A 26,162-nucleotide genomic window follows, 5' to 3' on the forward strand; every position below is an offset into this window, starting at 1 on the left:
GTTGGTTGGTTAAGGGGATAACATAGCTTTCATTTGGGTTATGATTAAAGATGGTTTGATCTGTTGCATACAGATATTATTGCTGCAGTTTTCACTTAAGCAAAGTGAGCAGTGTATTCCGTAGGATCTATTGATTATGTTTTCGGGGGATTCGGGAGGGAACCATTTACCGGGGAAATCCCTTGAGCTGAAAATCGCAATTACCGGAGTCTTAACTGCATATGTCAGATGCATTGGTCCGGTGTCGTTGCTTACTACAAGTTTACATCTTTTTATCAATGCAGCACTTTGCAGCGGTGTCAATTTTCCGCAGAAATTGAAAATATTTTCATGGCTTTGTAAACGATTTGTTATTGCATTGTCTTCCGGTCCGCCGATCAGCAGAATATTGTATTTTGAGATCCAGGCCTGTATCACTTCGTTGAAGTATTCAACCGGCCATCTGTTCTGAGGCCGCTTGGCGCCTACTACCACAGCGATGCAATCCCTGGAGTTCTGAATGGCTTCATTGAATGCAGCACTCACATATTCATCATCCTGCTTCGTGATATTAAGGGCATATTCCCGCTCATCCACCTGAATATCATAGTCAGCCAGCAGCAGGGCCAGGCGATGGGTTTCGTTGGGGAAAAGCACATATTTTTCCTGCACCTGCCTGAAAAAAGGAACGGTTGACAATCTCCATCCGAATCCGTATTTGCAGATGAGCCTGAAAAAGAACAGGTCACGCAGGAGCCTCTTGAACGAAGAGCCTGTCTGCGGAAGCTGGATAACCAGGTCATATTTCCTTTTTCGCAGAACAGCAACTACGTCTTTCTTTGGCAGGTTCAGGTAATTGATGATCTCATCGTAACAGGAGGGATCCATCAGTTGTTCAAGCGACACGAGATTGGATCCACCCTGATTTACAAGGATATCTATCCTGGCATTTGGATAGTGCTTCCTGATAGCCAGCAGAGAAGGCAGTGCACAGATATTATCTCCGAGAGATCCTGTGCGGAAAACCAGGATATGGCGGGGTGACGTCTGCTTTCTGAACAGTACTTTTTCAAGTAGCCGTAAAACAGCATTACAACCATTGAGCCAGGTAAATACAAATATCAATCTGATCCTGGCGCCAGTAGGTATCTTTTTGTCTCGAATCAGTTTCATGGAACAGGGAAGAATTTTGACACTGGCTGTTTATCAGGGCTGCATTGAATAGGCAGTACGGAGATTTCCGAACGTGATCCTGCTGAAATAAAGGTTGGTCACTCCTGCAGGTTTGGTGGTATAGTACCTGGGTAACCAGTCTTTGGTATAGTTTGTCATTTTCTGCATCAATGCCCTGGTTGCAGCAGCATTGGCAACTTCTTTAACTGCATATGATTTTCCGTCTTTGTCTTGCGCCACCACTCCGATCATGCTAAAGCGCTTGCTGGTGGTGGGCCCGGCATTCTGAATATCCGGAGCAAAATTCATATAAAGGTTCATCAGCAGAACGTTTCCTGTTATTTTCTTCATGTCAACTGACAGGGTATTATCTACGTATGCATTCATCAGCAGGAAATTGCCGCTGAAATCCTTCAATTTGAGAATGGGGTTGGTGCCCCTGTCGTTATGAAGAACCCCCAGCCTCGCACAATCTATCACGATATTTCCGTTTCCACTTGCCTGGAAAGGAACGCCTTCTTTGAGTGAACCTTCATACCATGTATCCTTCACGAAGTAACTGGCTTTATTGCTTACGTTGAAGAAACCGAACTGACCGCCGAAAAGATGTACGGAAGAAGTTGCTTTGCCATTAAGGTGTGCAGCGCTGCCCGTCACCAGATCCCGGTAAGCATAATATGAATTCGTTTTCTGTACGTAAGCATTCATCAGCTTGTTCACATGCAGGGAGTTTTTGGCGGTAGGTGCACGCATCTGGTCAATGAAGATATGCGCGTCTTTCTGATCGGCATTCTCCAGCAGTATACCGTTATAGATCTCATCCTTTCCGGTTTCCCATCCGATCTGAATTTCTGTTATGCTTGCTGCTGAAGGCCCCTTCACTTTGAAAAAGTAATTATCCCGTAATGCAGGGGTTCCTCTCAGAACGGAAGCCCTGAAAAAGCCATCTCCTACTATCTGCACATCACTTCCTGCAGGTATGATGATGGTATTTGAAATATTGTATTTCCCCGCCGGAATATGAACTACAGGGCGTTTGCCTTTCCAGCGGTTTCCAGACGCTTCATTGATGATGGCCTGAATCTGCACATCGGTGGCATTGGCAGGCACTTCAAATACCTGGCGCTTTACCCTGGGATTGAAAGGGAGAAGGATCTCCGCCTGGAATTTCTTTTCGTCCAGCCCGGAAGATTGTTTACCAAAGCCATAATCCCCTACTGTATAATCATAAGAGGCTGACTGCACTTTGTTGATCCGGTACGGTTGGGGCATGTCGAAAAAATTGCCGATAGAAAAGATCTTGTATCCGTCTTTATTACAGATACCGTTCCGGGAAACTACATTCACGGCAATCTGAATGTCCTTGTTTCTGATGCGGTGAAAATAATTGTTGACGAGGGTCAGGTATCCGAAGTCGGAATATTCCACAGAAGCGTAGAGCGTATTTTTCACCACATTTCCTTCAAGTACCCTTTTAAAAGGATTACAGCTAAAACTGTCATCCATATAAAAGCATGCGGAGCTGTCTGAGTAACAGCCACGTATAGACGAATAATAACCATGCGAGTTGTATACATCTGCTTTTAAGGACCCTTTGAACCAGGATCTGTAAACGTATGCATTGCCGTACTTTATGTCTACACCTTTATTACAACCGGTGAACCGGCAATTCCAGATCCAGTAGTTGAGTGCATTGTACCCCTGGATGCCTATACCTGCGACACTGCAATTGTAAAAGTGGCAATTCCGCACAGATACTTCGGAGCAGGTAGCATCTTTTTGCACTTTGCCAAAGCTTCCACCTGCAATGCCCCTGGCCAATCCATCGTTAAAAATACATTCAGATATCTCCATGCCCTGCGGAGCATAGGCTGTGGATGAATTGTAATCAGAGGCCCAATGTATTCCGATACCATGTATATTCCTCTTATTGTTCGATCTGAATTGCAATCTTGATATCCTGAAATACGAGGAACCGTCGGCGTATAATATTGTGCCCCCGTCTGTTCCATCGAACAGCAGGATAGTTGCTTCAGGGTCTTCACCAGTGATTATAATTCCAGCCTTCTTTGTAAGTTTCAATGGTTTGGTGATCCTGTAAGTGCCTTTAGGAAAGTATACAACAGAATAAGAAGTATGAGCATTGGCGTTTATACCAAAACGCTCGTCGGTAAGATTGTCCAGAACATTCTGTATAGCCTTGGTATCATCTGTTCGGCCATTTCCTGTAGCGCCTGATTTTGTTACATCGGACCAACTATCAAAGGGGCCGTTGAACTCTCCTCCCGGGATTTGCCGGGCAACAGCATCGGGCAATGAACAGCAAATCATTGTTACCAGCGCTATCAGTCTGAATATTGGATTAGTTTTCATAGTGTAGATGACAGCGACTGTTTATTCATTCCATAAACATCGTGTTTTTTGATTATTCCAGATGTCAGATATCTGTTGATGACAGGGTATAAAGTAAAGATCATGGCCAGGTTCATAATGAAGCCGTTCTTTATGTTTCCAAGGATCACGATGATATCAGATTCAAAATACCCGATATTATACACAAAGGTCATAGTGATTGCGTAAACCATGATCAGGTTGATCTTTATACTCATCAGGAAACGGTAATACCAACCCACCAGAATGACGATGATGATAATTGGAATCATCATTCCTATTGGCCCGAAATCAATATAAGCATCTCCGTAATAGCCGATAGCCATGGAGGTGCCTTTTGACATCCCGGCAATTCTGTAACCTGTATATTTCGAAGTTTTTACTGAGGCATCATGAATTCCTTTGTCCGGATCGAGAAAACGAGGTACGATTACGAACCGAAGAGAACTGAGCATCAGTTCCCCGTCTTCATAAGGGGTAAGTTCCGGAATCCTGTCAACCACTTTGGAAAGAAAAAACACATATTGTATGCGATGAGCCAAAGAATACAATCCTTTCTGGAAATCTTTTCCATTAAAAGCGCCTGCCAGGTCGAGGATTTTTTTCAGGGCATCAGAAGATTCTACCTGAACCTGTTGTGCTCTTGTTCCTTCATTTACATAAGTCCTGTATTTGGGTTTTACCGCTGACCAAAAGACCAGAAGCGTAAACAGCAGGATCAGCAAGGGGGATAATTTCAGGATGGTACTCAGTTTTACCTGCCTGATAAAGGACAGGTAGCAGATGAGGCATATTATGATCACATCCTTGAAAGAAGAGAAGTACGTGAGAAAGCCTGTAATGAATTCAAAAAGGAGAATCAGAAGGATCAGCGTCTTTTTCTCCCCTCTGATAAAAAGGAGAATTACCAACATGATGGTGAACAGCATCTTTATTTTGGTAACGGTCAGGATGACCTGCGTCACCTCCCCGAAATTGATTGCCAGTTTGAACAAAAGCGGATATAAAGCCGCACTGACCACATACAGTATGATGAGCCTGTTCATGTTGATCCTGGAAGCAGCTTCTTTCAACTGATCGAGTGTATATAACTTTTGTTTTGCCAGTACTGCCTTCACTACAAAGACCTGCAACAATATCCCTGTAAAGCAGAGGATGATTGTTTTTTCGACACTGTTATTTCTGAATACTATTTCAAAACGATTACCGATAATATCTGCATACCAGATCCCGGCCATAACCTGCACCCATTGGTAAACAAACCAGAAAAAGATCACTGTAGGCTGGTAGCGTGTCCAGGTTGACCTGATAATGATGAATAAGGTAAACATCCCGTACAACGCCAGTAACGGATACTGGGAAAAAAGGCATAAGGCGGCCAGTACCAGGAAGAAGGCAATAATTCCGCTGGAGAGTCCTATTTTCTTGATTCCGATATCCAATTGTTAGCTTTTGGGGAGTTTTTTCAGAAATACTGTTTCCATAGCATCTACCTGCCGGTCAATCGACCAGTCCTTTATTATTTCAAAAGACATGGAGCCCATGCGGGAAACGATGTTCTTATCTTTCAATTGTACGATGCATTGCTTGAGGGCTTCCATGTTACCCGACGGAAAAACAAATCCGTTTTCCGGTTTCACCAGGTCCTCTGCACATCCAACCTTATCGCTTACCAGGATGGCCCGTTGGGATGCCATGGATTCATTTACGGCAAGCCCCCAGGTTTCACCTTTGGACGGCAAACAATAAACATCACCGAGCTTGTAAACGGCGGGCATCATGCTTTGGTTCTGGAAAGGCATGAAATGAATATTTTCAGCGCCGCTTGCTTTTTCTTTAAGCTCGTTCTCCAGGTGCCCGTTTCCTACCATCAGCAAATGAACGGAAGGATCATTCAACTCCAGTACCGCATCCACCAGAAGGCCGGGGTTTTTGGTATCCTGAAACTTGCCTGCAAAAAGAATCGTGAGCGTATTATCTGTCAGGTTCAACTTCTGCCGGGTTTCAGAAACAAACGCCTGCTGTTCTGCATTAAGCGTACTGAACCTGTTATTGTCAATAGAATGCGGTGCAAAAAAAAGCTGATCCTCATTGAGGCCGAATTCCCTGAAATATTCCCTGCTCCTGCTCCCAACATATAATGCCATATCAACATTGCCGTAGATGAATTTCAGCAATTGCTTTTTCACAAAGAATTTCAAGCCCTGGCCTTTGTTGAGCAGTGTGGAATCGCCGCGGAATATCACCGGTATTTTCGATTTGAAATGCCTCATTACAGCCAGATGGCTGTAATAGTTCCAACCATAAACCAGAACCATATCAGGTTCCCAGGCTTTGATCTTTTTTACCAGGTCCGGATTTCTGATAGCATAAAAGCTTTTTCCGGTCCTGCCTTCATTGGAAATGAATTCATATTCATAACCATCCAGTAAAGGAATATCCCAGTTGAACTTGCGGCCAAACCCCTTATCAAATCCTGCAGCCTCCTGCTCCCAGGTATAGAATACTTTCAGCTGAATATTACCTCTGGCCGAAAGCAACTGGAAAACCGGAACATAGTATTGAATAGGATGTGTAATTACTATTGCAAGTCTTTTGCCCATACGATTCTTTAAAACTTATGCTGTTCAGAGGGTAGACTTGTACCAGTCAATAGTGAGCTGAATTCCTTTCTGCATATTCACTCTGGGAACCCAGCCCAGTCTTTGATGTATCTTTTCAATATCGATCATTCTTCTGCGGATATTGTCGATATCCCTTTCCGGAATATTCTCCACTTCAACTCCCGGCACCACCATCCTGATCAGATCAACCAGCCTGGTAACGGAAGTTTCCACGGATGTGCCTACATTGAATACATCTCCGTAAGCCATCGGATGAACCGCAGATAATATAGTTGCATCAACTGCATCTGTAATAAAGGTATAGTCCCTTGTTTGTTCCCCATCTCCGAAAATAGAAAGTGATTGCCCGGTCAACGCATTGTGAACAAACTTGCCGAGCACTCCGCAGTAAGGGTTTCTGGGTGACTGGCCATACCCGAACACATTGGAGTACCTGACAACGGACACAGGAATATTGTAGTTTCTGTTATAAATGAGAGTGTATTGCTCTCCCAGTAATTTGGTAGCAGCATAATTGCTCAATACTCTTGTGGGATCTTCTTCCCGTACCGGCAGGCGTGAAGAACTGCCGTACACGGAGCAGGATGAAGTGTATACGAATCGCTCCAGTGCAGGGCTTGGGTTATGCCTGAAGTACTCAAGTATCTGGAGTGTACTCTGCGCATTCACCTGCATATCGGCAAGGGGATTGGAGCTTGATGCTGCAATCTGGATACAGGCCAGGTGAAAAACATAATGAACATCTTTAAAAAGAGGGAAGAGACGGTCAGTATCCAACACACTGATCTTATGAAATGCTACTTTATCTCTTACAGAAGCGATTGCTTCCTCAGAACTGTTGATACAATCGTCAATTACAATCACATCGCACTCATAATCTTCAACCAGGCTCTTCACCAGGTTATGTCCAACGAAGCCCAGGCCCCCGGTAACCATTACCTTTTTCTTTCTTATTTTATCGTAGTGTTGTTTGATCATGTATTGATTTTTGAATTGATTCAACAAATTTTTGAGTCATGCCCCTTGCCGTTTGCTGTTGAAACGCGGGGTGATCTTCCGGTACCGGCTCGAAGTCTGGCAGCTCCTTTACCATTTGAAGGAATTTTTCCCTGGCTGCATCTGTTCTGTCTGCCGGCATATTGCCTTCCACAGCTGTATATTCAACCACGTATGGATAATTCAGTTCCCGCAGGAATGCAGCCGGGAAAGAGTCTTTTTGCAGGAAAGCAAAGAAAGGCCTCCCGGAGGCGATCATACCCATGAGCTTGGATGCAGCATAATAAGGGGTAAGATCTCCTATGATGAGCAATATGTCTGCTTCCATCGTAAGTTCGAGTGCACGTCTGTAAGTTACCCTGTCAGGTATTTCAGTAATAAAATCTTCCGCTTTTGCCTTTTCGATCAGCTGCCTGATGCGTGGTTGCGCCAATCCGCTGCCAGCATAGCTTGTTCCGATAAATTCAACTTTCAACGGTTCTTGTTTATTGGCCAGCACCAGCGCCTGCAACAATGCATCTGCCACAGGTTCCATGGATTCGGAGAGCGCTCCTATATAACGTACAAGCTTAGTTGCTTTTGGGGTTTCCGTTCCGGAAGCACGTACTGCCCTGTAATCTCCCAGTTCCACGCCATATGGAAGAGCGGCCATGTTTTTGTCTGCAATAACGGGATACCGTTCAATAAGGTCATTCAGTATGCCTTGGGAAACTGCAATGATCAGCGAACTTCTTTTCACCACAAACCCCTCGAGTGCTTTGGCCACGTACTGACTCATACGGGCTTTGAAGCCCGGCTTGACAGTCTTTCTCGCCCAGGGATCGATAAAATCTATTCCATATGGAATCCCTGTTTTCCTCTTTATGAAAGGCGCCACGATCATTGTATACCAGGCCGGAACCGGATACAGCACAAAATCCGCTTTATATTCCTTTGCAGTTTTTTTGATGGTGGAGTACAGATATGGCATCATTCTTAAACCGATATCACCAATCTTGAATTTTCTTGTTTTCCGCTGATCGAGGCATTTGGTGATCACCAGGTCAAACTTATTACCTGCAAGCTCAACCATCCATGGATCTGATGCTTCTTCCCGGTAATAATGGTCTACAGTTATTACCACAGGATTCCACCCAAGATCGCGGAAATGGGTTACAAGCAACCTTACACGCTGTGAAGGCGGCATTGCCGATGGCGGAAAATGCGGAGCAACGATCAGAACTGTTTTCAATTCCCTGTTTTTTTGCGGATCATTGAATCCCATACCGGCTCATAATCATATTCCCAGTACAATTCCTTGTCCCTGGCTTTTTTTGCTGCCTGTTTGAACTGACCCAGCAAGGCTCTGTCAGTGTTAAGCTCATCGAGCTTCTTCGCCATATCCTCACTGTTACCTGTTTCATAGATCAGGCCCACATTGAATTCCCTGATCGTTTCAACGTGGCCGGGAAGATCGGGAACCACTACAGCAAGACCTGCATTGATGGAATCGAACATTTTGTTTGAAGAAGTAAGTCGCTGGTTCATCTGTCCATCCAGTTCACCGGTAGCTCCAACATCATATCTGATCAGTGAAGCAATGATATGATCCGGATCAGCAGGCTTCAGTATCGTTACTTTATCTGAGATCTTCAGGTCTTTCAGAATTGTATTCATCTGTTCGAGGCGGGCAGGTGTAATGTTCCCCTGAATATATAAATGCACGGGAGTTTTACAAAAAGAAATGGCCTTCACCACCGTCTGCAGGCCCCTGATATTCTCAGGAACAATTGTAAGCCCATGCCATACGATGCGCAAAGTCTTGTCTTCCTGAGCAGTTCCATCCACATTATGTTTTGAGGGTGTGTTTCTCACCCTGATAACATCCCTGTCATCCTTCCTGAAATCCTCTTTCAGTTTTTCCCGCATCACATTGGTAGTGGCAATCACTATATCTATGTCTTTGGCATAAGCAGCTTCCGCAGCAATCACCCAATCCCTGGCAACCACTGATGAAAAGTGGTACTGACCCACAAAATATTCCTGGGAATCATACACGATCCTGGCGCCTGTTTTCTTTTTGATCTCCACCGCCAGAGGCAATGTGTCAACCAGGTGAATGATTATATAATCGAATTTTTCATTTTTCAGTGCGGATGGGAAAAGCACGTAGCCTTTGTTCAGTACATGTTTGAAGAACAGGCGGCTTCTGAATCTTTTGAACATCTCAAATCCAAAACGGCTAACCAGACTTGAATATAACCAGTTGAACCTGCTCCCCTGGCTCCTCTTGGAGATATCAACTTCAACCAATCTCCATTTGCGTGAACCCTTCACTCCTTCCTGGATCTCTTTGGTGGTCAGCCCTGTCAATGTATTGTACACAGTAACTTCCGCTCCTTTTCCATGAAGAAAATCAGCCGCCTTGAGCAAACGGGGGTTGTAGCTGATCTCCGAAGGGCTAATAAGAAGGACTTTCATAATTATAATAAATTTCAATGATTGTGTTCAGCGGTATTTTGTTGTTCACCGGCAATCACATCCTGCATAATCGCCCACAATTTAGTAACAGCCTGCGGGGTGCCGAATTGTTTTAAATATTGCATATCCAGATTGGCAGAGTACCCGTTCAGGCAAAGCTGCTCCAGTGTATCGGTTGCATTTTCTATCTGATCGGGATCAGCAATTACGCCCAATCCGCTCTTACGGAGAAACTCTTCCTGAATGCCCGGTGTAACAAGCCCAAGTACAGGTTTTCCTGAACGCATATAGGTAAATAGTTTTGAAGGAAGGCAATAATGATCCTTTCCCATAACCTTTTCTGATGTGCCCAGCAGAAGATCGAATCCCTTTTCCAGCTCCAATACTTTCTGCCTTGGTTGAAATCCATGCAGAATAACATTTTCAGTCAGGCCAGCATCTGCCGCCATTTCTTTTAACCATGGCTGCGACTCACCTATATGATGAAAGAATATCCTGGATTTCCATTCTGGTCTTTTTTCAAACAACCTTTTAAGTGTCTGGAAGAAGAAGTAAGGCGAACGGTACAACCAGTCCTCTTTAACCGGAGTGTACTGCAGCATGCGATGCCCCTTTTTACGGTACCATGGCTGCAGCATCATCTTTCTGGCTTCGGGCGAATAATAGAAAGCCCCGGTATACCCTATATGATAAGCTTCCTTATCGCCAAGCGGAGAAGCCTTTACAGTCAGCGTTTCTGGCAATTCCTCATTGGAGGAATTGAATATGATATTGAATTTCGTTCCGGCTATCGATGGATGTGTTTCCTGAAAGATCTTTCCCAGTTGAGGGGTAACAGTAACAATGGATGTTGCCTGTTTGAACGCCTTTCGTTCCTGTTTCTTTTTTGCGAGATAATGGAAATAGCTGCCTACAGGCCCCATGGATAGTTTGGCCCATGCATCGCGCATATCAAGAACGAGAGGCAGGTTGAATTTTTTGGAAATATCTTCGGCAAGCCCGGCAGCGCTGAAAGGAGGAGCAGTTGCATACAAAGCTTCCGGTTTATATTTTTCAATGATCTGCGGCAGTCTGTTGAACAGGTTATCTCTCCAGGCCATTCCAAATCTGTCACTGGTAGAAAAATAAGTATAGTAAAATCTCTTTAGTTTTCCATCAGTATACTGTGAGATATCCTTGATGGGAATCCGGATCACAGTTGCTTCTTCAGGGACCAGCTGCAATAAATGATCGTCGTAATTACCATGGAGTTTCCGGAAGGTTTCATCTATTTCAAAAGTCAATATAACCGGATGGATACCTTTTTCAGACAGCCCCCTGATAAACCTGAGAGGACGGAATACCCCACCTGCATTAAGCGGCGGGAATTCCATAACCAGAAATAATACAGTCATCATTCAATGATTCAGGAATAATAAATACTTCTGATGATGGAGGCAATTTGTTCAGAGGCGGAACCATCGCCATAGAGGGGGTGCCAGGAACTTGCCTCTACTTCTGCAGTATAGGCTGCAGCAATTTTTTCTGTATCTGCCCCGGTGAGGATATTCCAGTTATGGTGCATTGTTTCCACCCATTCTGTTTCGGTCCTCAAGGTGATGCAGGGCTTTTTCAACCAGTAAGCTTCTTTTTGTAAACCACCAGAATCTGTCAGTACTTTCCGGCAATGGCTCAATGCGCAGAGCATTTCAAAGTATGAGAGTGGATCTGTAATATGGAGGTTGGCAGGAATGGAAATTTTGCTGATTTTTTCTCTAAGGCGTGGATGCAGTGGCCAGAGCACAGGCGCATCAATTTTACCTACCGCGCTGAGGATACTCAGAAGGTTCTCTTCATTATCGGTATTGACAGGTCTGTGCAGTGTCAAAAGATTAAAGTCAGATCCTTTAAATGGCAGTATTGATTCCAGGCTCACTTTACCGGCTGAATATTCACTGAAGATTTTCACCGCATCAAACATCACATCCCCCACATCATACACATGTGTGGTGATGCCTTCCTTTGCCAGTTGCTCTTTCCCTTTATCGGAGGAGCAGAACAGCACGGAAGACAGATGATCTGTAACAATCCTGTTGATCTCTTCCGGCATTGCCCTGTTGAAGCTTCTTAGGCCGGCTTCCACATGTATGATGGGTAATTGCAGTTTGGAAGCAACTACGGATCCAGCCAGGGTGGAGTTGGTGTCTCCATAAAGCAGTAATGCTTTGGGGGCAGTGCCGAGCGACTGAAGATACACTTCCATCTTCTCGATCATTTTGGCCGTTTGTGCCCCGTGAGAGCCGGAGCCGGCTTCGAGGTTCACATCCCACTGCGGCAATCCCAGTTCATCCCAGAATACAGCACTCATCCTGTTGTCATAATGCTGACCTGTATGGATCACTTTCTCATTTATGCCAGCCTCCCTGAGTGCTTTGGATACTACTGCTGCTTTAACAAATTGCGGCCTTGCTCCAATAACCGTAACGATCATCTGTGGATGTTTTATTTTTTTCTAACCAGGGATACTACTGGCGAAGCCATTTTGATAATCGACCAGTATAACCTGCGTTGAGCAGCATCGGTGCCAAATTCATCGTGGTTCCTGTTAGGCTGATTGATGATATCAACGAATTCTTCCAGGCCGAAACCGAGCTTTTTGCTCACGTATTCAAGATCTTCCATTATCAGGGAAAAGTCATACGGTGGCATAGCCAGTTCTTCCAGCGCCTGTGCTTTTGTTATCTGACCGGAAAAAATAAGATTGGAAAGATGGGCCTTCCTTTTATCTATTCCGAATTTCACAGGCAACACGTATCCCTGATAGAATCTTGTGAAGATATTTTCATAGTGCTTGCCTCCATAGTCTTTCCAGTCCAGTTCCCTGGCAAGCAAATCCTTCACATCTTTTTTATTGTAATCCACATACTCCAGTAATTCTGTGATGCGGATCTTTTTATATCCTGAATAATACCCGAATTGCCACACACCAAGAGAAGGCAATTCTTTCAGGGATGCATTCTCAAAACGGCGGTGAATATTTTTCAGGTTTACAAGATCAAACTTATTGTAGTTCCATGCAGAAGGAAGCACAGCTTCTGTTACCGTGTTCTTTCCGCTGAGGATATGGCGTATGCCGAATTTCGCTGCTGTTTTATAAAGGGAGCCGAAGATCATATGATCCGCAGGCACGTCCATATCAAGCACGGAGGCGCGATAATAGGAACGCTGCAGCTTCTTCATCTCTTCCCAGTTCATCACTATGGTATACAGGTTGAAACCGAGCTTCTTTATGATATTCTCGATATTCTGCACAGCCAGTTCAAGGTTCCAGCCATAATCGAAATGCACCACCAGCGGACGAAGCCCCTGTTCTTTCGCCAGCCAGGCCAGGTATGAGCTGTCTGCCCCGCCGCTTAAACCCAGGATGCAGTCATATTCCTTTCCTTTGCCTTCAGCTTTGATCATGGCAATGGCAGCTTCCAGCTTCTTCCTGCCAGCTTCTCCGGTGAAAACATTATTTGCTTCAGCCCTTTTATATTGATGGTAGTAATTGGAGATCCCGTCCTTGTCAAAAGTGATATTGGGATCGGCAATGGTGTCCATTACACTCACACTGCACTGCTGATAAGGTCTGTTGCCATTGATAGCAGGATCCTTCTTCAGCATTTCCTCATCATACCTGCGCAGTTTTGATGAAATATTCTGTGTAACGTTGTTCATACGTGTAAGTTTATAGTTGGTTGGCTTTGTGCGCGTAAATCTTTTCAATGATCTCCACCACTTTCAGGCCTTCCAGCGCATTGGTAGTAATGGGCCCCCGGCCTTTGAGCACTTCGATAACATTTTCGAAGATGAAATGGTGGTTTGCAGCCGACCCTTTATAAGGCCCGTAATCATTGGGAGGATTGGATGGGGGTAGTTCAGGCATCACATAATCTTTGATATTGCATACCTGCACTTCATTCATATACTGACCACCTACTTTCACCGTACCATTTTCTCCGATGATAGTGATACTGCTTTCCAGATTCTCATTCCAAACGGAAGTGGAATAATTGATGGTTCCGATACCGCCGTTCACGAAGTCAAAATTCACGAAACCAGAGTCTTCAAATTGAGTGAGGTGTGCGTGATTGAAACTATTGAACCTTCCCCTGATATTTTCAATATCCCCGAAAAGCCAGAACATGATATCGATAAAGTGGGAGAACTGCGTGAAAAGAGTTCCACCATCCAGGTCTTTGGTGCCATGCCAGTTATTACCTGTATAGTACCTGCCATCCCTGTTCCAGTAACAGTTGATCTGAACCATATAGATATCTCCCATGATCTTTCTGCGGAGGATATCTTTCAGCCAGACTGAAGGAGGGGAATACCTGTTCTGCATCACGCAGAATACCTGCTTGTGATGATGAAGGGCTTCATAAATGATCCTTTCACAACCGGCTTTTGTAAGAGCCATAGGTTTTTCGATCACCACATGCTTTCCGGCCTTTAAACCTTTGAGGGCATGCTCTTCGTGCAAACCATTGGGAGTTGCGATACAAAGAACATCATAATCGAGGTCTGCATTGAGCAGGTCTTCTACTGAATTGAAAAAAGGGACGGATGAATAGGCGTCAAGTTTCAATTGTTCTTTCGGAGAAACATCAGCCAGGGCAACCAGCTGACATTCTGCATTATTGGAGATCATTGCAGCGTGACGCTTTCCGATATGTCCGCAGCCTACTACTGCAAATTTTATGTGGCCGTTATTGTTCATGGTCAAGTTTGATTACGGTATTATTTTTCAATTGGTATTGTTGATTTGTTTCAGGGCAAACGGCAATGCCATCTGCGTTGAATGCAAGACGATGGCCATATTCACTGATCCAGCCGGCCTGCCTGGCCGGATTGCCGATCACCAGTGCATATGCGGGAACAGCTTTAGTAACAACAGCTCCTGCTCCGATGAAGGAAAACTCACCGATCTCATGTCCACAGACAATGGTGGCATTGGCACCGATGCTGGCCCCTCTCCGTACGATTGTTTCCCTGTACTGGTCTTTCCTGGCGATGGCGCTCCTTGGATTGATCACATTGGTAAACACCATGGATGGACCCAGGAATACATCATCCTCACATTTAACACCAGTATAAATTGATACGTTGTTCTGCACTTTTACATTATTACCCAGCACTACAGAAGGCGATACCACTACATTCTGACCGAGGTTACAGTTCTCACCAATCACACAATTGGGCATCACATGACTGAAATGCCAGATTTTAGTTCCTTTTCCGATCGTGCATCCTTCATCGATCACTGCAGTAGGATGAGCATAAAATTCCATCAGCTGTCTCCTTGAGAGTTTATTGAATTGTTTTTCTTTCAGTTTTGCAACAAAAGGTCAATAATCTGTTGCGATGTAGTGCCATCCCCGAATGGGTTGGCGCCACTGGTCATGGCAAGATAAGCTGCATCATCTTCCAGCAATTGTACTGACCGGCTAACGATTCTGTCTACTTCAGTTCCTACCAGTTCTCCAAAGCCGTTCTCCACAACTTCCGGTCTTTCCGTTACATTCCGGAGAATGAGTACGGGCTTTTTGAACGAAGGACATTCTTCCTGAATACCGCCAGAGTCGGACCACACGAGGTATGCATCGTTCAGTTGGTTGATCAGTTCAAAATAGTTCATGGGAGGCGTCAGGGTCAGTTGCGGCAAATCTCCGAGCTCTCTGTACACTACCTCTTTAACGTTGGGATTGGGATGAACAGGCCAGACAAAGTCCAGTTCAGGATATTCCGCGGCCATCCTTTTAACTGCTGTACATATATTCAGAATACCTGCTCCATAATTCTCTCTACGGTGAGCGGTGATCAATACTTTCCTTCTGGCGGGCGTGGAATTGACCATTCCTTTTTTCTTAACCAGTTGCACCATATCTACTATAGTATTACCGGTAACAAATACACGGTCTGGCGAAACGCCCTCTCTGAGAAGGTTCTGGGCCGCCTGTGCAGTGGGTGCAAAATTGTATCTGGCAAAAATAGAGATTAGTCTCCTGTTGAATTCTTCGGGGAATGGCTCCTCCAGGTTATAGCTACGTAGCCCGGCCTCGATATGTCCCACAGGTATTTTGTTGTAGAAACAAACGGTACCTACCGTTGCTACGGTAGAAGTATCGCCCTGCACCAGCACAACGTCCGGTTTCTCTTCTTTCAGCACAGGGTCAATCTTTGCAGTAACGTTCAGCATAATATCTGTCAACGACTGATTATGCTGCATTATATTTAAATTATAATGTGGCCTGATATTGAAATATCCTTCTATCTCTTCTACCATTTCCCTATGCTGTCCTGTACTTATCAGCACTAATTCGATAGCAGGATTCTGCTGCATCTGAAGGATCAATGGCACCAGTTTGATGATCTCAGGCCTCGTTCCGTATACAACGCTTATTTTCATAGTTATTTTCTGTTAGGCCCTTAAGTTGTTATCACTGAGTTTATTATAAAACTTCTCTTTCAACTCAGTCTGTGAAGGGTAGGAAATAAGTACCGCATTATGTGGTCTTTGAAAAACGAACATACTTCCGGCAGCAACTGCAGACGCCTGTCCTTCGGTTACCGCCAGCCTGAAGTCATCGATATTACCAGCTCCTCCACAGGCAATCACGGGAATGTCCAACGCTGCACTTACCCGTTTGAGTATGTCCAGATCATATCCCTTGTAGGTTCCATCCTTTTCAATGGCATTCAGTAATATTTCCCCCGCGCCAAGTTCTTCACATCGCTGGGCAAATGCTACAGGGTCAAGGTCTGTTGAGTGTGATCCATTATTGGTGTACACTCTGTACTTTCCCCAAAAATTCTTTTTTACATCGATGCTTACAGTTATGCTCTGTCTGCCGAAACGATCGGCGATCTGAGTAATAAGTTCAGGCGTGCTTACCGCCGATTTATTGATGATTACTTTTTCTATTCCGTTGAACAGGATTTCACGCACTTCTTCGATCTGCGTGATACCTCCTCCATATGCAAGCGGCATGAAGGCTTCTCCTGCAATCTCCCTGATCCACTGGATATTCGGTTTCCTTCTTTCCCGGGTGGCGCCGATATCTATGATTGCGAGTTCATCCACTTCTTTTTCGTTGAAGATCTTCACCGCATTGATGGGATCTCCTACGTAACGGTAGTTTTTGAAGTTTTCGCTTTTTACCAAACCGTTATTATGCAAAAGCAGTACAGGGATGACGCGGGTTCTTTTCATAATTGGGGTCAGTAGTGGTTGGCAAAATTGCTATAGAGTTTCATTCCGAACTTATGGCTCTTTTCCGGGTGGAACTGTACTCCCATAATGTTATCTTTCTTAACAGAAGCCGTAAAAGGGTATCCATAATCAGCAGTAGCAGTCACATATTCAGGGCTGCACAGCACATGATAGGAATGCACAAAATAAAATCTTGGTTCAATGATATCGGCATATAACTTTTCACCTTCTGCGGGTACAATATCGGTCCATGCCATATGCGGTACTTTGAGGCCCTTGATTTCGGGCTGGCGGAAACGCACCACTTCTCCTGCTATCCATCCCAGCCCCGGCTCTTTCCCTTCTTCACTTTTCTCCATCAGCATCTGCACACCCACACAAACACCGAGAACGGGTGTTTGCTGCCGCAGTACTTTATGTTGAAGTGTGTCAAAAAAAGGAGCATTCCTGATCTGCTTCATGCAATAATCGAAATGGCCAACTCCTGGCAAAATCAGCTTCTCACAGGCTTCTATAAGAGTAGGATCTGAAGTGATGGTTGCTTTCACCCCGATTTTCTTTAGCATATTGCCAATGGAAGTGATATTACCAATGCCATAATCCAGGATTGCAATCATCTGAATATATTGATAAGATTTAATTCTTGGGTTACCACCTGGTCAATGCCGCATTTCTCCCTGATGGAAGACGAAGCAGTATGAGACAGCTGCCTGTATAAGGCTGGTTGCTGATATAACAATTCGAGTGAACGGGCTACTTCATTTGCCGAATTGGTCAGCAATCCATTATGCCTGTTCTGTACAAATTCGGGGATAGCTGTACAATCCGTTGTCACTGGCACCAGCCCGCTCGACATGGCTTCGCACATTGAAACGCCCTGCGCGTCCTGCCTGGTGGGACAAAGGAAAACGCCGTATTCTTTATGCACTTCCGGTATCTCTGCATTAGGAAGAAACACGTTATTCAATTTAACGTTCGGGAACTGCTTCAATGGAGCAGTCAGTGAATCGAAGTCCTTTCCTTTACCGTACAGCGCTATATCAAGTTCCTTGAAGAATGGTTTACCTGAAAGGGCCATTAAAGCATCCACTGCAATATCATTGGCGTATTTCCTGGAATTGAAAGACCGGATGAGCAGGATCTTTTTCCTGGCGTCTTCATTTTTTTCCCGGTAGTTGAACAGTGAGGCATTGATGGGATTCGGGATCACGGTATAGTTCTTCACCTTTGCAAAAAAAGCATCAGTTTCACAAATGCTTTTCATCCATTCTGAAACAAAAATAAAATGAACCCTTTTGTTCTGATTGGAATAGTTGACCATCTTCCTGAATCCAACCATTTGCCTGAAGTTCGCCCTTACAAGATGGCGAAGGCTCTTCAACAGGTCCAGTGGCTTATAATTAAAAAGCCTGCGATACCAGCCCAGGGCTTCGTATCCATGTACCCAGATCACTACAGGAATATTTATCTTCTTTATAAATTCTTCGAGCCCGCGATGATAAAAATGCAGGTAAACTATATCCGGGCTGAATGTCTCAAACTGGTTGAAAACATCCTTCAGCAACGGTGCATGTTTTACAGAAACGCCCTCATAATTGTAGTCGGGCTGTTCCCTGAAAAAAGAAACCACCTGCACTTCGGCTCCCTGCCTTATGTACTCTTTGACCCTCGTATGCACAAATACATCTCCGTACAAATTGGAAGGGGAAGGATAATCAGTGTCCAGAACGAGAATTTTCACTGCCGGAAATTTAAGAGTTTGCCTGCCTTTATTTTTTCAGTCTGAAGAAGTAAAAGTTTGCCATGCTACCGCTTTCATCAGCATAGTTGGCAGGCGAATATTCATTTTCCAACTCTTTAAAGAGTTCCCATTTAGGCGCCAGGCGTGCAACATCATCAGTGAACTTCCTGTGAAATTCGTGCGACATTTCATTGGCTGGCGGGATATGAACATTTGAGGAATAGACAATAACATATTGTTTACCGGAAGCAAAGAGGTTGATCAGGTATTGATCATATACTTTCTGTTCTACCAGGTGGTACAACACATCCAGTGATAAGGAAAGATCACATTTCAGAAAACCAAACTTATCAGAAAAACATTCCTGATCATAAAGGAAAAAACTCTTGGATGGGTCGTTTTTGAATTTTTCAATACACTGCTTGATGACCGTGGCGGATACGTCCAGTCCAACATAATTCGGATAGGTTGCCAGGCTGGCCTGGTGGCCATCGCCGCAACCGAATTCGATCACAGTATTGATCTGGTTCTCCTTCACGAATTCATTCAGGATGCGTGCTTTGAAATCCGCCAGTTTACCGTAAGACCCGCTTCCGGAATTCCCACCTTTCTGATAACGGGATTCCCAGTAGTTCTTTGAATCGAACTGGTAATTGCGGATCATCCTTTTAAGTTTTGACAGCATAGCTTTTATTGTTTGTGAATCTATAACTTAAGTAAAACGTGATAAAGTAAAGTGCTGAATAGGATACAGAATAAATGATCAGTGAAACCATGTACGGCAGATTGAACCATTTGGCTGCAAAGAAAATAAGCAGCACGGTAGAAAGCAATACAATGTCGGAGATCAGCCCTATCCATTGTTTATTTGCTATATAAGTTACATAGGTAAGTGGACTTACTACAAACTTGAACATGAACAGGATTCCCAGTATCTGGGAAAACTGCCCGGCTTCGGCCCATCTCTCCCCAAAGAAAAATCCGAAGAGTTGTGGTCCCAGCAGCATGATAACGGCAAAAGGAAAGATTGCCAGCTTCAGCAAAGTTTTAAACACCTTCATAAATACTGGCCTGCAGGTTCCAGTCTGGTGAAAATCCTGAGCGGCCTTCTGCCTGAACACCTCACCTACTGAGGTAGATAACAATTGGGCAGGCAGTCCGAGCATCCTGTTACTGAGATTGAAAAAGCCAACAGCAGCAGTACCTGCGGTATGACTGAGCATCAGGATTGGAATCTGGTTTGAAAAATTGTTTATGAACTCTGATGGTAAACTGTATTTCGCAAAGTTTTTATGCTTTTTTACTATGCCGATCAATGCCTGACGTTCTTTTCTGATAGTAAGTCTCTTACCTGTCACATACCTGATGAAAAGCACCATTGCCGGTATTCCCTGCCCGAGCACCAACCCTACGATAAGTCCCATTGGGCTGGCAGTAAGCAGGCCGGCAGTAATAGAAAACGCAGGAGTTACAAAAGCCGTGGTCAGCCTGATAACGGCTATGGCCTTGAATTCTTTATTTCTGACAGCAAAAGCATACAAACCGTTACTGATTCCGGTAAACAAGATAGAAAGCGGTACCAGGTACAGCCAGTTCCTGATCTGTTCTGAACCTAGTATGCGGGCAATAGGTAAGCTGAAAAGCAGAATAGCAAGCAGAGATAACAAAGCCACACAGATGCCGATGATACCTGTAATGGTTACAGCCAGCTCAGCTTCATCATTGTCCGGCGCTGTTACTATGGCATTATGATACTGGAATGTACTCAATGCTCCTCCTAATCCGGAGATGAGCATGAAAAGTCCGAGCAATCCGTAATAATCAGGATGATAAATATGAGTCAACACGGGGGCTGTTACCAGAGAGATCCCTTGTGCAATGACTGTACCAGACGTGAGAATGAACGTACTTCTGGCAAATTCCGTCTTTAATATTTTCCTGGAAGCCAGTTTTAGCCGTGCAATCACTGCCGATAACATTTTCTGATATATAACTTGAATTTCACTTTTTTGATTACTTGCGTTTTCCACCGAACAAACGGCCGAACCAAAGCCAAACCCGCTTTAAACCTGTTGCGTTCTCACCTTCAAAATATCCGGGTTTGTTGCCATAGCCATAGCCGTAACCATATCCGTAGCCATAATGCCCACCATAACTGGCGCTCGATTTAATATCGTTGATGATAAGCGATATCCTCGGCATTTTTTGGTTCACGTATACCTGATTAATAAACTCGATCTGTTTTTTGAAAGTATAGCCCTGCCTGATGATGAACAGAGTACTGTCTACATGCTCACTCAAAATGATGCTGTCACTTACCAGTCCTACCGGAGCTGTATCCACGATCACGAAATCGAAGTTGGCACGAACATAATCGAACAGTTCTTTGATCTTGACATCCAGCAGCAACTCCGCCGGGTTGGGAGGCACAGGTCCGCAGGCAATTACATACAGATTTTCCGTGTTGGCCACTTTAATAGGAAGTGATTCCAGTGTGGCTGCTCCCACAATATAATTGGTGATACCAGTCTTGGGGGTGATTTTAAGTCCGTTAAGAATCTTCGGTTTGCGGATATCCAGCTCAAGAATCACCGTTTTTTTACCGGTCAGCGCCATTACTGCGCCGATATTGGTAGTAACGAATGATTTACCCTCACCGCTGAAAGAGGAGGTTACCAGTACAACAGGCTTATCGATCTTGTTGATGATATAGTTCATGTTTGTACGGATAATACGGAACTGCTCGCTGATAAAGCGCCTGTTCTTATCCGTTACTACCAGTACCTGCTCTTCATAAGAGTGGCCAACTTCGCCGATGATCGGAGCGTTGGTGATTTTTTCCACTTCCGATTTGGAAGTAACCTTGTCATTCAGGTATTCCCTCAATGCAATAAGGGCTATTGGCAGCGCCAAACCGATCAGCAAAGCTGTCAGATAGACCGTTCTTCTTTTGGGAAGAACAGGAATAGTGGACGGAACTGCTTTCTCTATCACCCTTGAATTGGAAATAGTGGAAGCTGCAGATATCGCCGTTTCTTCTTTCTTGGTGAGCAGGAAAATATAAAGTTCCTCTTTGATCTTTTGTTGCCTTTGAATATCGAGCAATTGCCTGGCCTTACCGGGAACAGATTTAATCAAGGCTTCAGCCTGCCTGCTTTTACCATAGAGGTCGTTCCTTGCAATCAGGTAGGTCTGACGGATGTTCCGGAGATTCTCAATGATATCTTGCCGGAGTTTTTCCATACTCACTTCGAGATTTATGATGATTGGGCTCTTCTCTGTTATCCCTGAACTGAGGCTGCTTTCTCTTCTTAGCGCCAGATCATTGTATTGGGTGATCAAAGTGGCCAGTGTAGGATCAGGGACAGTAAGGTTCGGAGGAACGATCTTGTGAAGACCATCAGGACTGCTCAGATAGCCGAGAATATAATCAACCACCTTGAGTTTCACTTCCTGCTCGGCAATCAGTTTATCTGTTTCTTCAAATTTGTTGAAGAAGAGATTGGATTGTTCCTGAATATCCAGCAACTGGTTTTGTTCACGGAAGTTCTTCAGATTTCCTTCTACCCTGTCAAGCTCCTGCCTGATCGAATCCGTTCTTTCATCGATGAACTTGAGGATGTTGAAAGCCATCTTATTGTTGTCCTCGATATTCCAGTAATCATACTCCTCCATCAGGGCATTGATGATGTCCATGCCCAGCTTCACATTGGCAGTGGAATAAGTTATGGTCAGGATGTTCGACTGATCATTGATCTGAGCAATATCCAGTCCGGCCCTGATATTATTGGCTACTTCTTCCGCAGGCTCCCAGCTGATTAAAAAGATCTTGCTGGTGAAGAACCGGAAACCATAGTTTGTTTTCATGATCCGGAATTCACCCACATTGTTTTCGAAGATCTCCCCAAATGACCTTGTTTCACTGCCATTATTGACGGTATACTGGTTGTCGTTAATTACATTAATCTCAAAGGAACAACTAGCAGAAGAATCCTTTATTTTGATAACATCCAGCATTAATGGGGAGTCTCTGTAGATCATGGATGTTTTGATCTTCCCTTTATTAAAGTAAGACTTCTGTAGCCCCAGCCTTTTCACCACTCTTGCCAGCATCGGCCTTGATTTGAGAATTTCCTTCTCATTGCTCAGGTTGGCGCCGGAATTGAACATGAGGATCTCATCGAATTTTTCGTTGCCACGAGGCATATTCTTATCATTCTTCACCAGCAATGCCCCCTTCACATTATAGATATCTGTAGAATACCTAAGCTTAAAATAAGCCAGGGATAACATAACAGCCAGGGATAAGAGAATCCAGGGAATGTATTTAAGATACTTCAATATGAATTCCCTTGGACTGAAAGAGAAGGCTTTCTCACCTGGCGACTGGAGTTGTGGTTCCATATTATCTGATAATAGAGCTATTAATTTGTTAGCTGAAGTCAATCACTTAGTTCCTGAAAAGCGTAATCACTACCGCCGCAGCCGTAATGATGCTGGTAAAAATGGAAACATTCCTGATAGTAACCTGATCGGTACCCTGCAGTTTGCGCTTGTTTTGGGCCACTATCACAACATCATTCTGCTGAAGGAAATAATAGGGAGATTCAAATATTGCAGCATCTGTCAGGTTGAGCCTCCCGAATTCGCGTTTGCCATTAATTTCCCGGATGATGGTCACATTATCTTTTATAGCCCAGTTAGACAGATCGCCTGCAAGGCCAAGCGCTTCAAGAATAGTTACTCTTTCAGCAGGAATGCTGTATACACCCGGACGGGTAACCTCACCGATAAGCGTTACTTTGAAATTATTGAAACGGATATCAAAAGCAGGATTGACGAGCAATCCTTTTTTATTGAATTCGTTGGTAAGCAAAACAGACAGTTGTTTTTTAGTAAGGCCTTCCGCCTTCTGTTTTCCAACTCCCGGCATCCTGATGTATCCTTCCTGATCAACCAGATAGCCGTCGCCCTTAGCTGCTCCTCCATCCGGAAGCGCCGAAGCAGCGCCGTTTTTTACGCCATCCTGTGGAAGGGCAAGTGAATTGCCCTGATTGTACAGCGCGGAAGCTGTAGGGTTATCGCTGAATACGGTGATCACCAATAGATCACCCTGCTGAATCAGTGGCTCAGGAATCTTTACCTGTGCATATCTGGTAGTATCAAAGGATGTTTCGAGATATTGAATTGGTTTCTTGGCTAAGCAGGAAGGGAATAACCAAATGCAGATCATTAACCCTGTTAACTGGACAATTAATTTCATGAAAGGCTGTTGTTATTTATTCTGGATCAACGCTTTGGCTTTTTGACCAAGGAGACCCTCGATTTATCAATATATGCTGTCAATGAATATCCGATACTTTCTATAATAACTTCCACCTTTTTCCTCAGCACCCTCACAACGGTGGCTTCCTTATCCATGAATGCACCGTTCTCGATATATACCACTGAGTTGGGTTCCAGGTTCAGCGGCCTTGCTTCCACGTCCTCATACTCATCCAGGAATTTCCGGATGGTCTCTATCTCTTTCTCTCCGATAGTGGCAGGCTTACCCAGCCAGTACACAAAATTCACTACACCGTTTACCATGCGCACGGGTGTTTTCTCACTCTCACTGCATTTTACAAATACGTAGGATTTGAAGAGCGGCTCCTCAACGATCTTGTACCGGTCGCTCCATTTACGACGCACTTTGTTCAATGGGCAATAGCTCTCAACACCTTTCTCTTGTAAAATACGATATACCTTCTTCTCCCATCTGGGTTTGGTGTATACCGCGTACCATTTTCTGGTTGAATTCATGAATACAGGTCGTTAGAAGATACAGCTTCGCCACCTCAGTTACAAGAAATGCTTATAACCAAATGGCTGTCAATAGAATAACAACAAATCCTTATTACAAGCCCATCATAACGCAATAAGGGTATTTTCCAGTATTAGCATACTGAAAATATACCCTTCACAATAAAATCGATTCAATTGAGTGGTAGGCTTATTGAATTTCACAGGAATTTGTTCCAAGATTAATGGCAGTAAAGCAAATGATGATTTACCAGCACCACCAGCCGTGTAAACACTTAAACGATCATCACTACTTAAACCGGAAAATACTTTCGACGCTTGCAAATATAAGGGATTTTTAATGTGTTTGCCATTCCGCTAAGAAGACTAACACATTATTTTTGAACCACAAATCCAATTTCCTCAGTCACAGATTTTCCTTCTATACAAATGCTCTGCCAGAAGCTTCTTTTTTAGGTACCAGTCACAATTTTCTCTGTACGGGCCGCTTTGCCCGCTAAAATCTTATCAATGGAATCATTATCTTTAATTCCCTGAAAATCTACTGTTTTGAACCAACGCTTCTATTCCCTCGACGTATTCCGTGGCGCTACAGTTGCGCTCATGATACTGGTAAACAACCCTGGCAGCTGGTCTCATTTGTATGGCCCCCTGGCCCACGCCCCCTGGCATGGTTGTACTCCTACAGACCTGGTATTTCCATTTTTTCTTTTCGCGGTCGGCAATGCCATGGCATTTGTACTACCCAGGCTGGAAGCAGCCGGTACGCCCGTTTTCCTGAAAAAAGTGTTTAAAAGAAGTATCATCATCTTCGCCATCGGCCTCTTCCTCAACTGGGCCCCTTTCCTGAAATGGAGTGACGGAGCCCTCGTATTCAGGCACTGGGTGGATCCGCAGAATCCGGAAAGCGGGGTCCGCATCCTCGGCGTATTGCAAAGGATCGCCATCAGCTACCTCCTGGCTTCACTGATCATCTACTTCCTGAAAATGAAAGGCGCCATCATAACCAGTTTATTAATTCTGATCGTTTACTGGTTCCTGACCGCCTACCTGGGTGCAGCGGCAGACCCTTACAGTCTCGATGGGTATTTTGGTACCCAGATAGATAAGAACATCCTGGGCGTTGCTCATATGTACAAAGGAGAAGGGGTTCCCTTCGATCCGGAGGGACTTACCAGTACCCTCACCAGCATCGTACAGGTGATCTTCGGATACCTGGCAGGCTCCTATATTCAGAAAAAAGGGAAGACATTCGAAATGGTCTGCGGCCTGTTCGTTGCCGGTTCCATCCTCATCTTTGTGGGATTTGCCTGGGACCTGGTATTTCCGATCAACAAGAAGATCTGGACCAGCTCTTATGTGATGTACACAACGGGGCTCGCCATCATGGTACTGTCTGTACTGATCTACTTCATTGAATTCAAAAACGCCAAAGGCAGCTGGAGTAAATTCTTTGATGTATTCGGAAAGAATGCCCTGTTTGTGTTTGCACTGAGTGGCTTTCTTCCAAAGCTATTGCCGCTTTTCCGTTGGGTGGATCATGTGGACGAAAAAGGAGCCAGTGTTTATACCAGCGCTTTCCCCTGGTTCTACAATCATATCTGCAAGCCGCTGACAGACTGGACGGACAACCCGAAGAACGGTTCATTGCTTTACGCGATCTGCATGATCGCATTTTACTGGCTGATCGTATTCTGGATGGATAAAAAGAAGATCTATATCAAAGTATAAATCCACACTCTACTCAATTAAAATAAAAATC

Annotated in this window: 22 protein-coding genes; 1 reads left to right on the plus strand and 21 read right to left on the minus strand. The window is 44.4% G+C overall.

Features of this window, described 5'->3' with window-relative positions:
- Positions 1-9: 9 nt before the first annotated feature.
- The 21 genes from ACTHMC_RS00385 to ACTHMC_RS00485 are packed head-to-tail and all read right to left on the minus strand — an operon-like array spanning position 10 to position 24,400.
- The gene (locus tag ACTHMC_RS00385) at positions 10-1,152 is read right to left on the minus strand and encodes a glycosyltransferase family 9 protein (RefSeq protein ID WP_440409860.1); all 1,143 of its coding nucleotides are present in this window, start codon (positions 1,150-1,152) and stop codon (positions 10-12) included.
- A 33-nt stretch (positions 1,153-1,185) separates the two neighbouring features.
- On the minus strand, positions 1,186-3,525 hold the full coding sequence (locus ACTHMC_RS00390; protein WP_440409862.1) for a glycosyl hydrolase family 28-related protein: 2,340 nt from the start codon (positions 3,523-3,525) through the stop codon (positions 1,186-1,188).
- Entirely contained in the window at positions 3,522-4,985 is a 1,464-nt protein-coding gene (locus ACTHMC_RS00395; protein WP_440409864.1) for a hypothetical protein, read from the minus strand. Before ACTHMC_RS00395 ends, ACTHMC_RS00390 begins: the two co-directional genes overlap by 4 nt.
- 3 nt (positions 4,986-4,988) lie before the next feature.
- Positions 4,989-6,146: a glycosyltransferase family 4 protein gene (locus ACTHMC_RS00400; RefSeq protein WP_440409866.1), complete on the minus strand. Its 1,158-nt coding sequence runs from the start codon at positions 6,144-6,146 to the stop codon at positions 4,989-4,991.
- 24 nt (positions 6,147-6,170) lie between these two features.
- A complete protein-coding gene (locus ACTHMC_RS00405) occupies positions 6,171-7,145 on the minus strand; it encodes an NAD-dependent epimerase/dehydratase family protein (protein WP_440409868.1) in 975 nt (324 codons plus the stop codon).
- Positions 7,123-8,394 carry a glycosyltransferase gene (locus ACTHMC_RS00410; RefSeq protein ID WP_440409870.1) on the minus strand — a complete coding sequence of 424 codons (1,272 nt, stop codon included), beginning with the start codon at positions 8,392-8,394 and terminating at the stop codon, positions 7,123-7,125. Before ACTHMC_RS00410 ends, ACTHMC_RS00405 begins: the two co-directional genes overlap by 23 nt.
- A complete protein-coding gene (locus ACTHMC_RS00415; protein ID WP_440409871.1) occupies positions 8,391-9,623 on the minus strand; it encodes a glycosyltransferase in 1,233 nt (410 codons plus the stop codon). Before ACTHMC_RS00415 ends, ACTHMC_RS00410 begins: the two co-directional genes overlap by 4 nt.
- A gap of 14 nt (positions 9,624-9,637) precedes the next feature.
- The gene (locus tag ACTHMC_RS00420; protein ID WP_440409873.1) at positions 9,638-11,017 is read right to left on the minus strand and encodes a glycosyltransferase; all 1,380 of its coding nucleotides are present in this window, start codon (positions 11,015-11,017) and stop codon (positions 9,638-9,640) included.
- A gap of 11 nt (positions 11,018-11,028) precedes the next feature.
- Positions 11,029-12,093, minus strand: coding sequence for a non-hydrolyzing UDP-N-acetylglucosamine 2-epimerase (wecB, locus tag ACTHMC_RS00425; protein WP_440409874.1), 1,065 nt, complete (start codon positions 12,091-12,093; stop codon positions 11,029-11,031).
- Between the two features lie 11 nt (positions 12,094-12,104).
- On the minus strand, positions 12,105-13,322 hold the full coding sequence (locus tag ACTHMC_RS00430) for an N-acetyl sugar amidotransferase (protein ID WP_440409875.1): 1,218 nt from the start codon (positions 13,320-13,322) through the stop codon (positions 12,105-12,107).
- 10 nt (positions 13,323-13,332) lie between these two features.
- Positions 13,333-14,364, minus strand: coding sequence for a Gfo/Idh/MocA family protein (locus ACTHMC_RS00435; RefSeq protein WP_440409877.1), 1,032 nt, complete (start codon positions 14,362-14,364; stop codon positions 13,333-13,335).
- Positions 14,354-14,935, minus strand: coding sequence for an acyltransferase (locus tag ACTHMC_RS00440; RefSeq protein ID WP_440409878.1), 582 nt, complete (start codon positions 14,933-14,935; stop codon positions 14,354-14,356). The genes ACTHMC_RS00435 and ACTHMC_RS00440 overlap by 11 nt, the downstream gene beginning before the upstream one ends.
- A 38-nt stretch (positions 14,936-14,973) precedes the next feature.
- Positions 14,974-16,053 carry a non-hydrolyzing UDP-N-acetylglucosamine 2-epimerase gene (gene wecB, locus ACTHMC_RS00445; RefSeq protein ID WP_440409879.1) on the minus strand — a complete coding sequence of 360 codons (1,080 nt, stop codon included), beginning with the start codon at positions 16,051-16,053 and terminating at the stop codon, positions 14,974-14,976.
- A 12-nt stretch (positions 16,054-16,065) separates the two neighbouring features.
- Positions 16,066-16,857 (minus strand): AglZ/HisF2 family acetamidino modification protein, encoded by a 792-nt coding sequence (locus ACTHMC_RS00450; RefSeq protein WP_440409880.1) that lies wholly within the window; start codon positions 16,855-16,857, stop codon positions 16,066-16,068.
- A gap of 8 nt (positions 16,858-16,865) precedes the next feature.
- Positions 16,866-17,474: an imidazole glycerol phosphate synthase subunit HisH gene (gene hisH / locus ACTHMC_RS00455; RefSeq protein ID WP_440409882.1), complete on the minus strand. Its 609-nt coding sequence runs from the start codon at positions 17,472-17,474 to the stop codon at positions 16,866-16,868.
- Positions 17,471-18,598: a glycosyltransferase family 4 protein gene (locus ACTHMC_RS00460; protein ID WP_440409883.1), complete on the minus strand. Its 1,128-nt coding sequence runs from the start codon at positions 18,596-18,598 to the stop codon at positions 17,471-17,473. The genes hisH and ACTHMC_RS00460 overlap by 4 nt, the downstream gene beginning before the upstream one ends.
- Positions 18,599-18,626: 28 nt before the next feature.
- Positions 18,627-19,283 (minus strand): class I SAM-dependent methyltransferase, encoded by a 657-nt coding sequence (locus ACTHMC_RS00465; RefSeq protein ID WP_440409884.1) that lies wholly within the window; start codon positions 19,281-19,283, stop codon positions 18,627-18,629.
- Positions 19,267-20,565, minus strand: coding sequence for an oligosaccharide flippase family protein (locus tag ACTHMC_RS00470; protein ID WP_440409885.1), 1,299 nt, complete (start codon positions 20,563-20,565; stop codon positions 19,267-19,269). Before ACTHMC_RS00470 ends, ACTHMC_RS00465 begins: the two co-directional genes overlap by 17 nt.
- A 46-nt stretch (positions 20,566-20,611) precedes the next feature.
- A complete protein-coding gene (locus ACTHMC_RS00475) occupies positions 20,612-23,002 on the minus strand; it encodes a GumC family protein (RefSeq protein ID WP_440409887.1) in 2,391 nt (796 codons plus the stop codon).
- A 46-nt stretch (positions 23,003-23,048) separates the two neighbouring features.
- A complete protein-coding gene (locus ACTHMC_RS00480; protein WP_440409888.1) occupies positions 23,049-23,861 on the minus strand; it encodes a polysaccharide biosynthesis/export family protein in 813 nt (270 codons plus the stop codon).
- Between the two features lie 26 nt (positions 23,862-23,887).
- Positions 23,888-24,400 carry a UpxY family transcription antiterminator gene (locus ACTHMC_RS00485; RefSeq protein ID WP_440409889.1) on the minus strand — a complete coding sequence of 171 codons (513 nt, stop codon included), beginning with the start codon at positions 24,398-24,400 and terminating at the stop codon, positions 23,888-23,890.
- Between the two features lie 549 nt (positions 24,401-24,949).
- Here ACTHMC_RS00485 and ACTHMC_RS00490 point away from each other — a divergent pair.
- Entirely contained in the window at positions 24,950-26,131 is a 1,182-nt protein-coding gene (locus ACTHMC_RS00490; RefSeq protein WP_440409891.1) for an acyltransferase family protein, read from the plus strand.
- Positions 26,132-26,162: the final 31 nt, after the last annotated feature.

This window comes from Pseudobacter sp. (assembly GCF_051955275.1).
In the GTDB taxonomy this organism is placed as follows: domain Bacteria; phylum Bacteroidota; class Bacteroidia; order Chitinophagales; family Chitinophagaceae; genus Pseudobacter.

What these genes read in the sequence shown, in the direction of transcription:
- ACTHMC_RS00385 (WP_440409860.1), bottom strand. Translation starts at nt 1,152, where the DNA reads ATGAAACTGATTCGAGACAAAAAGATACCTACTGGCGCCAGGATCAGA.
- ACTHMC_RS00390 (WP_440409862.1), bottom strand. Translation starts at nt 3,525, where the DNA reads ATGAAAACTAATCCAATATTCAGACTGATAGCGCTGGTAACAATGATT.
- ACTHMC_RS00400 (WP_440409866.1), bottom strand. Translation starts at nt 6,146, where the DNA reads ATGGGCAAAAGACTTGCAATAGTAATTACACATCCTATTCAATACTAT.
- ACTHMC_RS00405 (WP_440409868.1), bottom strand. Translation starts at nt 7,145, where the DNA reads ATGATCAAACAACACTACGATAAAATAAGAAAGAAAAAGGTAATGGTT.
- ACTHMC_RS00415 (WP_440409871.1), bottom strand. Translation starts at nt 9,623, where the DNA reads ATGAAAGTCCTTCTTATTAGCCCTTCGGAGATCAGCTACAACCCCCGT.
- ACTHMC_RS00420 (WP_440409873.1), bottom strand. Translation starts at nt 11,017, where the DNA reads ATGACTGTATTATTTCTGGTTATGGAATTCCCGCCGCTTAATGCAGGT.
- wecB (WP_440409874.1), bottom strand. Translation starts at nt 12,093, where the DNA reads ATGATCGTTACGGTTATTGGAGCAAGGCCGCAATTTGTTAAAGCAGCA.
- ACTHMC_RS00430 (WP_440409875.1), bottom strand. Translation starts at nt 13,322, where the DNA reads ATGAACAACGTTACACAGAATATTTCATCAAAACTGCGCAGGTATGAT.
- ACTHMC_RS00435 (WP_440409877.1), bottom strand. Translation starts at nt 14,364, where the DNA reads ATGAACAATAACGGCCACATAAAATTTGCAGTAGTAGGCTGCGGACAT.
- ACTHMC_RS00440 (WP_440409878.1), bottom strand. Translation starts at nt 14,935, where the DNA reads ATGGAATTTTATGCTCATCCTACTGCAGTGATCGATGAAGGATGCACG.
- wecB (WP_440409879.1), bottom strand. Translation starts at nt 16,053, where the DNA reads ATGAAAATAAGCGTTGTATACGGAACGAGGCCTGAGATCATCAAACTG.
- ACTHMC_RS00450 (WP_440409880.1), bottom strand. Translation starts at nt 16,857, where the DNA reads ATGAAAAGAACCCGCGTCATCCCTGTACTGCTTTTGCATAATAACGGT.
- hisH (WP_440409882.1), bottom strand. Translation starts at nt 17,474, where the DNA reads ATGATTGCAATCCTGGATTATGGCATTGGTAATATCACTTCCATTGGC.
- ACTHMC_RS00465 (WP_440409884.1), bottom strand. Translation starts at nt 19,283, where the DNA reads ATGCTGTCAAAACTTAAAAGGATGATCCGCAATTACCAGTTCGATTCA.
- ACTHMC_RS00475 (WP_440409887.1), bottom strand. Translation starts at nt 23,002, where the DNA reads ATGGAACCACAACTCCAGTCGCCAGGTGAGAAAGCCTTCTCTTTCAGT.
- ACTHMC_RS00480 (WP_440409888.1), bottom strand. Translation starts at nt 23,861, where the DNA reads ATGAAATTAATTGTCCAGTTAACAGGGTTAATGATCTGCATTTGGTTA.
- ACTHMC_RS00485 (WP_440409889.1), bottom strand. Translation starts at nt 24,400, where the DNA reads ATGAATTCAACCAGAAAATGGTACGCGGTATACACCAAACCCAGATGG.